This is a genomic window from Calothrix sp. CBUCES-K 9914 (assembly GCF_059640475.1).
Genome location: NZ_JBXXZH010000276.1, coordinates 1 through 11338 on the forward strand (window position 1 = coordinate 1; position 11338 = coordinate 11338).

Genomic DNA, 11338 nt, shown 5'->3' on the forward strand with positions numbered 1-11338 from the left:
CTTCCACTCCCACCCAACTGGACGGGGGTCGCGGCTGCGGGTATAACTGATAAACTCAAGGGTGGTTAGATTTTGACGCTCCTTTAAGAGAGTTTTTGCATTTAAGCCCAGGCGCTTTGCTAGGTTTTCATGGGTGAATGACCCTAGTTCAAGGGTTGGCTGGTGGTGAGGATTGTACGAACTAGAACGACGTGCCTGCGAGTTACCTTTGTTTGAGGCGCCCGTGCGGGCAAGTTGTTCGAGAGCTTTTGTCATTGCGTCCAGCTTCAAAGTAAATTGCGATTCGATTTTATTTAGATGCTCCTCTAACTTCTCAACAGATTTACTACTTGGCGCCAAGTCGATATCTGAATTGCTATCAAACTCGATAATTACATCCTCTAACACTTGTAGTAGTGCTATTGTATGCCCTTCTCGATGCAGCCTCGATAGTTCCCTTACTACAGGTATTAGTACAGTAGGAACTCGAATCATCTCACTTGTAGGTGCTTTTTGTTCAGTCATTTGATATCTGTTTTGATATCTACATGCTGATTTTAAGGTTTACTGGCGCCCGTATTAAATACAAGTCCTCATAGAGGTAATTATAGTACAGATATATGGTTACATGTGCTGGTGCTGTTTTTATGAGCAGTTGGGGAAGTTCTGGGTCGGCGCCTGTTTACTATCCCAAAAATTTAATTTTTTGAGATAGTAACTACAAATTCAAACACAAGTGTGTTGTTGAGATGTCATGTTGAGGCACCTCCGATGGTTGTTTCAAATTTTCTTGTAGTAAAGATGGTTCGAGTGATATTCCTGATTCTGTAACAAATACACCCGGAGTGCGTTTAGCCCAACTAATAATCTCTTGGTATCTCCGACGCTCGGCGCGATTACCTTTGTATTCGTGGTACCGCTGGTTGGTAAATTCTACTTGTTTGGTTAATTCCTCTAAATTAATTGCTGGTTGTTGTCCCGTTCCTTGTAAGGCGGGCTTTTCTAAATTTGGAAGCGGTTTAATAACAGCCCCACTGTTCACAAGAAAGAAACTCATATACAGGCGCCCATTAAGTACTGGAGACTCTATCTTTTAACTGTTGCAAAATTATAATTTGCTCATCACTTGAAGATTCTATCAATTTGTCAATTTCTGCGACGACATCAGATAGTTGGAATGTTTTAAGAGCATCAAAAATTAAACCGTTAATCTTTTTCTCTGCCACTACAAACTCTATTAACTCTTTTACTCTTCCTAAGTTTTTTAAAACATTAACAGCACCTACGTATATCCACTCTCCGCCAGATTGATAGAAAATAATATTTGAATTAAGCGCGATTGCTTTTATATTTTTAATTGCTTCATGAGTTGCTAATTGTTCTAAAGCTACTATGCAATAATCAACTCCCAACTCATCAAAATGACTATCCCATTCCCACATTTGATGAACTACTATATTGGTAATCTCTTCTTTCAAAGCAGCAATCGTATCAGGTTTAAATAAACTATTAATAAGTGCAACGGCACTTGCTCCTTCCGGAGGATAACGATTAGTTATTCTTAAAATTATTAGTTTTAAATCTTCAAATGATAAATTTGGTTGATCATGGAAGAGATATTCTTTTACTAGTGACAACACACTAAAATAACTTGCTGGTATGTTCATGTTTCGGCTAGTTCTTCTGTTAACTAGTGATAGTCTTTCAAGTGTTGCTAATCCTTCGTCGCGGTCTAGCTCGGATGTGTCGGATATATAACCGATAGTTTCTCTGTTTAAATCGCTTCTTGTTGATAATGAAATACAAACAAGTAGCTTATAAGCAGGTTCCTGCATGATTTGTTGTACGGCGCCCTCAAAACAAAATCGGGCTATATCTCCCTTTGCATCACCTAAACGTTTTAATACTTTATCTATACCAAATCCATGATGACTAATTTGAGCAATGCTCCAAACTACTGCGAGTGGAACCCCTGCTGTTCTTTTATATAAAAGTTCCGCTTGCTCCTCTTTTAATTGCACATCCTTTTTCTTACATTCTTGCTTGATTAAATTAATTGCATCCTCACGAGGCATAGCAGACAAGCGTATTGGGTCTGCAATATCTATACGATGCCGTGTGGTAACAATTGATTTTGTAGGGTTTTGAAGTTCTCTGATAAATGAATTTACACGCTCATCATCTATTGTTTCAAAATTATCTATAATAAGTAATGTTCTTTGTTGGGTTAAAGCTCTTTTGATAAGTAAGTTTTGGTCGTTAATGTTATTTAGATTAATCTCATTGTTTCCTAAGACTACATAAATTTCCTTGTAGATATCACTAATAGTATTAGTTACTTGATATCTGGTTTTAATTCCTTCTGTAGTCAGAGATGAGGTCTTTGCTGAAACCCAAATTATTGCATCAAATCGTTCTTCTTCAGGAAGAAATTCGTATTCCGACTTGTAACGATGAGCTATCTCTAATGCTAACGCCGATTTCCCAATACCACCTATTCCATCTATAACGATAGTCCAGATTCTATCTTGAGGGTGAAGAAGTTTTCTTATTTGTTCCAGTTCTTCTTTCCTACCTACAAAATTGATGTAATCAGGTTGAGGTAAGTTATGCAATATTTTCTTATTTATTTCTCTACTGTTGTTATACCGCGAAGCATACTCTTTCTTCAAATTGATTATATCTGTTGGGTCTGCAACGGCAATGTCTTGACCAATACGAAGTAAAACTGTACCCTTTTTAAACTTTAATCCCCTGGTATTTAAATCACGGTCTAACTTTAATATATCAATAGGAGATGGGATTTCAAATATTAGTAATTTTTTATTTTTCTCTAAGTTTAAGAAGTAAGTTTTAATGTCAGAAAGAGATGGACTACAGGTTTCACGTAGTTTCCTTAACGTGGTTTCGCGAAGCTTCTGTATATTGGATAGCATTCCACAATTATCTACATGGTATGTATCCCTCAGATGATTTGGTTCCGGGTCTGTATCAGAGGCGCCAATTATTAAGTAGGCAGTTTGTCCTACATATCCTACATTCCCATTTGCCAGGGCAATTATGTCTTTTAAGAATTCACCCCACCCTTTGTCATCAAGTTGCTCGGTACCGCAATACCACTGACTTTTAAATTCAAGTTTTGGATTTTCAGTCTCGGCAAGTAGCTTTTTCAGCTGCTCAATATCCATGCGTAATTTATTCGTTTTCTGATTTACAGTTAGTCATACTATAGCAGCATACTTACCTAGTAACTATAATAAGTAGGTTACATAGAACCAGAGTGTTACCCAGCATTTTGGAGAATACTGATTCTCGATGCTTGAAAGTTGATTTTACCTAGTACGGTAATTGTAGTGTCGATGCCGCTGTCGTCTAATCTACGTGTGCCTGATTGAATTTAGTAACCCATACTACTAGCAACAGCGTATATATAAGCATAACTAAAATCTTCTTTCTGGGTGTTGAGACTCCTGCGGGTGTTTACATGTAGGCGTGATTCTCTCTTTGATTAATGAAGATATTTTAACTTTACTATTTTACTGTGGTACTGGATGATACAGTCCGTCTGTTTCTTTCCACTCCCAACCTACTGGACGCGGGTCACGGCTGCGGGTATAGCTGATAAACTCCTTGGTGGTTAGGTTTTCACGTTCCTTTAAAAGTGTTTTTGCATTTAATCCCAGGCGCCGAGCTATTCTGAGACACTTCAAGAGCATTAAGACTTCGGAATTGGCACTCCGGTTTAATTTGTTTACCTTCGTTATAAAATATTCATACCGAATAAACTCATCTATAAACTCATATGCAGCAGATATTCTTGCTTCTTCATCATCTTCATCATCTTCTTGAAAATCTAATTTTTGATTTGTATTTTCAAGATATATTAAATATATTTCCTCCCAATCTGGTAAAGGTACTATATAATTTTCTCTCCAAAGTTCAAAATATTCTACTAAATCCTTATCTATTAAATCTTCTGTAAATTCGTTTCTTAATTTTAATCCTTCTAGAACATAATTTATATAAAGCTCATGGTTCTTAAATGCTTGAAAAAAGATTGGATGTCTATTGCTGTGGTGCTATTACTCCAGATATATCAGGCACATGAAGCAACTGTTTCTTAATCTGTCCACTAACTGGGTCGAACTCATAAAGACCATCTTCAGCACTACCCTGACCAAACCATCTGCCCAAAGCAATCTTGCCATTGATAATAACTAAATCGCTAGTGCAGGCTGGCAAAAATAACTTACCAGCTTCCACATTAAAATAAGACCGTGGTAAATACTAATAAATATCGACCATTACTACAACTATCAAACATCATTATTAATTGCACCCCATAAGGGTGAAGATGCAATAGCTTGTGATGTTATTTTAGGTTCGGGAGCAAGCTCTAATACTAGCACATCATTAGCCTCTTCTTTTGGCTGGCGCCAACTGCCCACATTTAGCAAATAAAATCTTTTAGGTATAGTGACACTCGGTTTTCTGCTTCGATGCTAATACTCCATACTTGCCTAACAATCAATGTTTATTGTGACACTTTAAGGTGCGGTAACCCTATTTGTAAAGAGGACTCACGCCATTGGCACAGTCGCGCCGTAGCTTGTGCCATTTCCGTAAGTTATTTGTAAAGATATTGTTTTTTGTGAAATAAGTAATACCACTTAAATCAAAACTAAGTTAAATATATAGAAAGACATTTAAGAACTAAATATTTGGTAGTTTTTAAATTATTAGCGCCCTACTTACTATTTAGGGTGTGCGTTCGTATGAACAGTACTGTTTAGAGTAAATACAAGCCGATTTTACCTCATAATTTTGTATATGAATAAAAGTTTTTTGTGGAGAATTTTGTGCTTATTAATTTCATAGGCACAGTCAAGTTTCTGACGAAAAGTCATCGTAATTAAGGCAATAATGATGCAATAGGCTGTTCTTGATAGAAGCTTTCGGAACAAATGGTTGACAGCAGATACTATCATTTCAATGTTCAATGAGATAGCTTTTGGGTTTTGCTTGGATGAGGTTAATCGGCTCATCTAATCAACATCTCAGATTTTGGCTGGCGATTGCACGTCGAAATGGTTAAACACGAGAAATAACTTTGGAGGATTAAATGCCAAGTACTTATACAGGGAATATGCACTCTATTCATGACGTAGATAAATATAAAGTCTCTCAAATGCTTAAAGAGCTACAATCTAATGCTTATTACTGCTTTCCGCCAATTCAGGTTAGGAAAATTAACGGATTGTACGTGGTGGTTAATGGCGTTCATCGTGCTGTTGCGTCTTGTATTGCAAATATACCAGCTGCTTATGAAGAAGTTTCTGAAAATGAGTTGTTGAACGATAGTGATATCAACAACCGTAGCCTTTATCTCGTATCACGACTTGCAGCAAATTGTGGAGTATAAAGTTAAAACTAACAAATAAGGATAGAACCATGTCTAATCAAGTTGATTTGAATCAATTAAGAAAACGTATACAAGAAAGTCAGGATAGAGATATAGACTTTCCAGCAAATATCAGTAAACAAGTTCATGTTGACAATCAAGGTAACATCATACTAAACCCTACACTCAGGGAACTACGTGTTCTTTCCCAGGTGCCTCAAAAAACCTTTGCTTATGACATTAATAGGGATAGACTGGTCGTTCGTCAAAAGCTCCCTAGGAACACTAAAGAAATAACCTGCGATAGCGTTACTGGTTGGCTTTACAGCATCACTAGTACATTGAACGACCAGTATACCTTGTTCATCTACCATGATGGCAGCCTCTACCAAGTGAAGCTTGTGTACCCAGAGGTTGAGGGTAAATACGGCACACACGATGCTCATCTGTTTAAAGATGGCAACATTTGTTTTGGAAGTGAGGGTGGACTCCCTACCTTAGAAGGAGCTTATGCTAAATCAGTGATTTGGGCAAATGGCTTCAGCTTTGTCCTTGGTGGTGGAAAATTTCCCTTCTCCAACAACAATTAAGTACGGGAGCAATCGTCTACTCACCACCTTGTATTAGCAATTATTCAGTAGGCAGGAGCAGATAAGCAACTAGTTGCTATGTACTTACTACTTAGCAACTTACCTCATATTCAATCTTGGTTAACTATGTTCTTACATATCCTTGATACAGCCACGCAAAAGATTCAGGCTGAGATCGCTGACCATCCTCCCGAACGAGGAGGGGCGCTCTTAGGACCAGTGGGGCAATCAATTATTACACACTTTTTGTTGGATGAACAAGCACAAACCAGTGGAGCCAGCTATTTTCCTTCCAGTTTGATAACTACCCGTGTGCAGCAGTTGGAGCGTGAGGAGGGTTTGGAGTTTAAAGGAGTTATTCACTCGCATCCTGGTGGATTTGACTGTCCTTCTAGTACTGATGAAGCTGCTTTTCAGAAAGGTCTGGATATCAATCCTCATATGCCCTACTTCGTAGCTCCCATAGTCACTATGGAGCGTTATAAAAAGCAGTTGCGTGATCATGAATTATCTCTCGATCAGGCGAAAATTTCGTGCTATGTCGCTTATCGTACAGAAAAAGGTAGACCTCGCGTGGAATGCCTACCCGTCAAGAAAATATCTCAAACGGAGTTGAAGCAAATGTTAGGAAACCAAACGCAAAGAGAAGGGCATTGGCAAATACATCTGCAACAAGAACTAGAACGTATTTGTCAGATCTTTGGTAGCAATACACCTCCAAAAATCTCTGTGGAAGATATAGAGGAAACCCCCACTCCAACTGCGAGGGTTGTTTTTAACGGTAACTTGGAACTTCTTTTCTTACTCAGCCACTCACATCCAGTCACACCACCCACCCTATTGGTAACACTAGATGGGGGAGATACCGAAGAAGTTAAAATTCCTTGGTCATTGACAACTCCAGCCTCAGAGCGTCTTTTAGAAGCGGTCAAGAGTATTATTGAGCCAGGTAATGGTCCTTACCAGAAGGGGTTTCGCCCGCCAGGAAAGGCTATACTCACCACAGACGAGAATCGTGCCAAACTGGCTGGCTGGACTGGCTACTATTCGAGTTCCGATCCTCAAACCGCCGCTACTGAGGTGCAACAAGCACTATTCGCTCGTAGTCAAGGACTTTTAACTCAGCACATTACTGCGAAACGAGTTTTGATAGCAGGAACGGGTTCTGTTGGTTCTTACTTTGCTGAACAGCTTGTTCGTAGTGGTGTTGGTGCTGTTACGCTGATTGACCCTGAAATAGTTGAGACGGAAAATCTTTGTCGCACCACTTATGACCTTATCGATGTAGGTCGTCCCAAAGTTGAGGCACTAGCGCGGCGGCTACTAAACATTAATCCACTGCTAGAACTAACAATTCATTCTAAGAGCTTATCAGAATTTGAAGTTGCAGAATTTGGCTTATTGGTGCAGCAAGCCGACTTAGTAGTAGGTACTACTGATGATCCTGCTGCACAGCTAACTCTTAACAGATTTGCTTACTTTCACCACAAGCCTGCACTATACGTAGGACTGTACGAAGGCGCCGAAGGAGGAGAGGTAATTTTCACAATTCCTGAGAAGACACCATGTTATCTTTGCGTTACCAACCATCGCCATCAAGAAGTTGAACAGAATCTGGGAAAAGGACAAGTAAGTAGTGATATAGACTACGGTACAGGTAGGCTTATGGGTGAAGTAGCTTTAGCAGTAGATATTCATCATGTTACCAGTACAGCAGTTAAAATGGCTTTGTCGCTGCTGTTACCTGATGATGCTAAAACTAAGCTTAAGGAATTTTTAAATCCAGCACTTGATGAAGGATTTAACTACCTTACCCTTTCAATGGTTCCCAATTATTGGTTCTACCCTGATTTGTTTGACAATACCCCAGGACAGAATGCTTATCAGAGCGTTTGGCTAACTGCGAAGAGTCGGGATATTTGTCCCATCTGTGGCAGTAAAGATCATCGCCAAGACCCACGCACCACACCACTACGCGGTCCCTCTTTAAGTGATATTCGACAAAATGCATTGAACCAATAGCCTTCAAGCTCAATGCCTGAGCTTGAAGTTACCTCCCTGACTCGGCTACAAAACCGTCCATAAAGTAGGATAAATAGCCAGCGAGTTAGGAGGAAAGGCTTCCTCAGAAAAAGAAGCTGAACGAGTTGGTATTCAGTACGCTCTCAGTAGGTTTTAAGTAAGTCGTTTTTACTATCCAAGAGTTTCCTTGCTAGTCCGGCGGTACACATAGTTAATGGTTTTTTATCACTATCAAGTACGAAAATTAAATTGGTAGTCATGGTTGTGACTAGTCTCCATTTCTGGGTAAAGTTGGCCTCAACACTGCCTGTAGGCTTGTCAATAGTCTTCGGTTCAACAACAATGGGAAAAATCGTTTTCATCCTTGACCGACGCTTGAGACTGGCTAACCTCATTGAGTCTTGACCTGCAAGCGGACTAAAAGGGTTTTATCCCTAACGTAGAAGGAACAGTTCTACGCTGAGTCTGGGCATGACCCGGAATTATTAGAATTGCTCCTAATTACTCCGTTTTCCCGTTACGCCATATACCGAGTTTTTCTTCTGCTTCGTACCAGTACCAAGCTTTATTTTCTACGTGCCAAGCTAGCTGGGGGCGGTACTTTTCAACTAGCTGTGCAGAAAAAAAGCTTTCAGAGAGGCGTTTGTTTTGTTCATTGTCTTCTCTAAATTGTTGTTCCCATACTTCAAAGTCTACAGCTTTACTCAATATCTGGCGCCTAAAGTCGTCTGCTCCGTTAGCCTGAATATAATCGTCCATGCCCTTACCTTGATCAACTGTCCACAAGCCAGTTGCTATGTAAACTGGTACTTTAAATTTTAGTAATTGGTATGCTAGTTTGCGTTGCGCTTCTATTACATTTTTGTTGGTAATGCTGTCAGCATCAAAGGGGATAATAAACCCAAACCCAGCCAGAGCAAACCTTTCTACAGTTGGTACAGTGTAACGTTTCCCTTGCGGGTCATCCGATGCAGGAGTTAGACCCATTTCTACACCGAGCAATGCAATAGTGGGGATATCGTTGGCACATCCACATATTGCTTTGAAAAATCCCTCTGTTGCTAGTAAACAAGGATGTCCGTTAATTTGATAGCAAAGCTTTTTAAGTGCTTCTATATCATTCCAATAATTCGGGTTATCTGGATGAATTGGTAACAACTTTAGGCACGTTTGTGTAAAGTACTAAATTAGCTAAAAAGCTTACCGAACAAAGCCTTGAGGCTTTTTCGTCAATCCTTACCCCCCCGTGAACGGTTACAAATTTTTGCTCTTCATTGGTATAAGAAAAGCGGCCAGTCTCTAACTAATAGGCTGGGTTTTTTATTCAAGAAAGCGGCGCCCTCCTAAAATCCTTCAATTGGTTCTACAGCATCAATGTCTAACCAGAGTCGGAGATTACCGCGTTTAACTTTTATGAAGCTACCTGTGGAAGTCCTAACTTTTATATCTCGCCCTCTGCCTGCAGAGAAGTTTTCTACTCGCGAGCCTTCTTCCGTCAGCATCGCTTAAAGTCCCAGTGCCCACACAGAATTAGCAGCATCTTTAATATGTTTGATAAGCTTTTGCGTGTAGTTAGCGTTTCTCGGCGATTCCGCTTTTTATTACTGAAGGCGCAATAGATTGCGGCTGCGGCTTTATCAATATTCTAATGGGTGAATGATTCTACTTATGCAGTTAGTTGGTTGACAGATAATTAGCAAAGTGATTTTACGCAGATGAGAATAGTGATTATTATCACACTCATAATCTTTAAAATCGCATAAAACCTAAAAAGTAGTTTTTTGAAAAAGATATGGCTTCCACAAACGTTCAATTTAGGATGCCCAGTGGTGATGTTATAACTATCAAATTGGTTGACCTTGGTTCGAGAGGTGTAACAATGGAACCAGTTTCCAATAATCCTGAAAATGTTCACCATCATGCTTTTGAAGATAGAGAAGGAAATTGGAATATATTAATCCGCAATCGCGATAATAGTAATTTAGCAGCTTATATCCTTGATAAAAATACGGGTAATTGGAAAGAGAGACTATTAACAGATGCAGAAAAAAGAAGATAATGGCTGAGGTAAGCGCTTGTATATCAAGTCTTCTACGTTTCTATGAAAGGGAAGCTACCAAACCCCATGCCACTTACGCTGTATTTGCCCCTTATTACACGCGATGAGACTCATTTATATAGTATTTATGTATTATGTAGATGGAACTTGAGTCTCTTATTACTGTAGTTTTGGAAATTAAGACGCTCAAACGATTATTCTACGTGAGTTCGATATGAGGGGTAATGCTTTCAGAAAATGCTCTGCTGTAAAAATAGTTATAAAAATTTCCAAAAAAAGTATACCACCTTCATATTTGTTTCGGGTTAGTCCCAATAAGTTATAAATAACTAGAAATTTGAATAATATCGACTTCTGATAAAACAGTATATTTACTAATGCTGAATAAAAATTTTTAGTAAATAATTATATTAAAATTATTTAGAGTTAAATATAAAATTGAAGAGTGATAGCAAAATCGGAATATACGTAATTGCGATTTATTTTGAAACCATAAAAATGGGTTATCCAAAATAAATCGCAATTATAAATATTTAAGCTAAGTACCTTTTAGCCTTGTTTTACTTCAGCTAGTTCTTAAGGTACTAGCATAGTAATCTGCTTTACGCAAAGCTTCACTCTCAGATGAAGCTGTACCAGCATACTCACTAGCAACGTATACTTTACCAGTACTTTTATCCCAGTAGACAGGATAATATGTAGAACCAGACGGTGTTTTTACTTCACCAATTTTATTATTTTTAGACATAAATCAATTCCTGAAAATTTGGTTTATTGTTTGGCTTTTATCTAACCATAAACAATCAAAAATATTAAAAGCATCGATATATTTACTATATTTATATTTTTCCAAAATAATGTTTAGTATATTTACTGAAGATGTGTTATAAGTTAATGTCTATTATGAGAAAAGACACTATGTAAAAAATATTTGTTAAACAAGAATGATAATGGAATATCAAATTGACTCTTTTTCTGGGAAAGCCAAGGTATTTTATTTCAAGTTTAATTAATACAAGTGTTTTAGACTAGCCGTTTAAATTTTTATAAGAAATCAGGCTCATTCAAGATAGTGTGTTCATACACAAAATACTATATCAAACTATTTTTTCAAATTTTAGGGGTGAATATAAGATTATGCTAGAAAGAACTATCAATTTAATAAAAAAGCTATATAGACAGTTTTTTTGGAATGCAGATAACTGGCTAAAACATGCAGATAAAGGCAGGAACGTGCCAAAACGGGAAAATTGTACGCTAAGGAATAAAGGCAAGTCTTTAAACCCT

General features: G+C 38.2%; 13 protein-coding genes. 4 read left to right on the forward strand and 9 right to left on the reverse strand.

Annotated features, from left to right (window positions below; genetic code table 11):
- From AC2JBO_RS37475 to AC2JBO_RS37500, 6 genes are all read right to left on the reverse strand, one after another.
- A partial coding sequence (locus AC2JBO_RS37475; protein ID WP_496958714.1) for a hypothetical protein occupies window positions 1–504 on the reverse strand: 504 nt, incomplete at its 3' end.
- A gap of 193 nt (window positions 505–697) precedes the next feature.
- A complete protein-coding gene (locus AC2JBO_RS37480) occupies window positions 698–1036 on the reverse strand; it encodes a hypothetical protein (protein ID WP_496958715.1) in 339 nt (112 codons plus the stop codon).
- Between the two features lie 13 nt (window positions 1037–1049).
- Window positions 1050–3167, reverse strand: coding sequence for an NB-ARC domain-containing protein (locus AC2JBO_RS37485; RefSeq protein ID WP_496958716.1), 2118 nt, complete (start codon window positions 3165–3167; stop codon window positions 1050–1052).
- A 348-nt stretch (window positions 3168–3515) separates the two neighbouring features.
- Complete coding sequence (locus AC2JBO_RS37490; protein WP_496958717.1) at window positions 3516–3695, reverse strand: hypothetical protein; 180 nt, start codon at window positions 3693–3695, stop codon at window positions 3516–3518.
- Between the two features lie 349 nt (window positions 3696–4044).
- Window positions 4045–4221: a hypothetical protein gene (locus tag AC2JBO_RS37495; protein WP_496958718.1), complete on the reverse strand. Its 177-nt coding sequence runs from the start codon at window positions 4219–4221 to the stop codon at window positions 4045–4047.
- Between the two features lie 74 nt (window positions 4222–4295).
- A complete protein-coding gene (locus AC2JBO_RS37500) occupies window positions 4296–4436 on the reverse strand; it encodes a hypothetical protein (protein WP_496958719.1) in 141 nt (46 codons plus the stop codon).
- A gap of 665 nt (window positions 4437–5101) precedes the next feature.
- On the opposite strand from AC2JBO_RS37500, the gene AC2JBO_RS37505 reads away from it, so the two are divergent.
- The 3 genes from AC2JBO_RS37505 to AC2JBO_RS37515 all read left to right on the forward strand — a co-directional run bounded on the left by AC2JBO_RS37505 (window position 5102) and on the right by AC2JBO_RS37515 (window position 7992).
- Window positions 5102–5401: a hypothetical protein gene (locus AC2JBO_RS37505; RefSeq protein ID WP_496958720.1), complete on the forward strand. Its 300-nt coding sequence runs from the start codon at window positions 5102–5104 to the stop codon at window positions 5399–5401.
- 29 nt (window positions 5402–5430) lie between these two features.
- Complete coding sequence (locus AC2JBO_RS37510; protein WP_496958721.1) at window positions 5431–5970, forward strand: hypothetical protein; 540 nt, start codon at window positions 5431–5433, stop codon at window positions 5968–5970.
- 78 nt (window positions 5971–6048) lie between these two features.
- A complete protein-coding gene (locus tag AC2JBO_RS37515) occupies window positions 6049–7992 on the forward strand; it encodes a ThiF family adenylyltransferase (RefSeq protein WP_496958722.1) in 1944 nt (647 codons plus the stop codon).
- Window positions 7993–8493: 501 nt separating this feature from the next.
- Here the strand turns inward: AC2JBO_RS37515 and AC2JBO_RS37520 are convergent.
- The gene (locus AC2JBO_RS37520) at window positions 8494–9150 is read right to left on the reverse strand and encodes a DUF3854 domain-containing protein (protein WP_496958723.1); all 657 of its coding nucleotides are present in this window, start codon (window positions 9148–9150) and stop codon (window positions 8494–8496) included.
- Window positions 9151–9335: 185 nt separating this feature from the next.
- Window positions 9336–9494, reverse strand: a complete 159-nt coding sequence (locus AC2JBO_RS37525; RefSeq protein ID WP_496958724.1) for a hypothetical protein — start codon at window positions 9492–9494, stop codon at window positions 9336–9338.
- A gap of 290 nt (window positions 9495–9784) precedes the next feature.
- Here AC2JBO_RS37525 and AC2JBO_RS37530 point away from each other — a divergent pair, with 290 nt between their 5' ends.
- Window positions 9785–10051 carry a hypothetical protein gene (locus AC2JBO_RS37530; RefSeq protein ID WP_496958725.1) on the forward strand — a complete coding sequence of 89 codons (267 nt, stop codon included), beginning with the start codon at window positions 9785–9787 and terminating at the stop codon, window positions 10049–10051.
- Between the two features lie 565 nt (window positions 10052–10616).
- On the opposite strand, the gene AC2JBO_RS37535 is transcribed toward AC2JBO_RS37530, so the two are convergent.
- The gene (locus tag AC2JBO_RS37535; protein ID WP_496958726.1) at window positions 10617–10799 is read right to left on the reverse strand and encodes a hypothetical protein; all 183 of its coding nucleotides are present in this window, start codon (window positions 10797–10799) and stop codon (window positions 10617–10619) included.
- Between the last annotated feature and the right edge of the window lie 539 nt (window positions 10800–11338).

Excerpts from the sequence above, each read along its gene's own strand:
- AC2JBO_RS37530 (WP_496958725.1), top strand. The coding sequence starts at position 9,785 with ATGGCTTCCACAAACGTTCAATTTAGGATGCCCAGTGGTGATGTTATA.
- AC2JBO_RS37480 (WP_496958715.1), bottom strand. The coding sequence starts at position 1,036 with ATGAGTTTCTTTCTTGTGAACAGTGGGGCTGTTATTAAACCGCTTCCA.
- AC2JBO_RS37505 (WP_496958720.1), top strand. The coding sequence starts at position 5,102 with ATGCCAAGTACTTATACAGGGAATATGCACTCTATTCATGACGTAGAT.
- AC2JBO_RS37485 (WP_496958716.1), bottom strand. The coding sequence starts at position 3,167 with ATGGATATTGAGCAGCTGAAAAAGCTACTTGCCGAGACTGAAAATCCA.
- AC2JBO_RS37490 (WP_496958717.1), bottom strand. The coding sequence starts at position 3,695 with ATGCTCTTGAAGTGTCTCAGAATAGCTCGGCGCCTGGGATTAAATGCA.
- AC2JBO_RS37535 (WP_496958726.1), bottom strand. The coding sequence starts at position 10,799 with ATGTCTAAAAATAATAAAATTGGTGAAGTAAAAACACCGTCTGGTTCT.
- AC2JBO_RS37515 (WP_496958722.1), top strand. The coding sequence starts at position 6,049 with ATGTACTTACTACTTAGCAACTTACCTCATATTCAATCTTGGTTAACT.
- AC2JBO_RS37525 (WP_496958724.1), bottom strand. The coding sequence starts at position 9,494 with ATGCTGACGGAAGAAGGCTCGCGAGTAGAAAACTTCTCTGCAGGCAGA.
- AC2JBO_RS37510 (WP_496958721.1), top strand. The coding sequence starts at position 5,431 with ATGTCTAATCAAGTTGATTTGAATCAATTAAGAAAACGTATACAAGAA.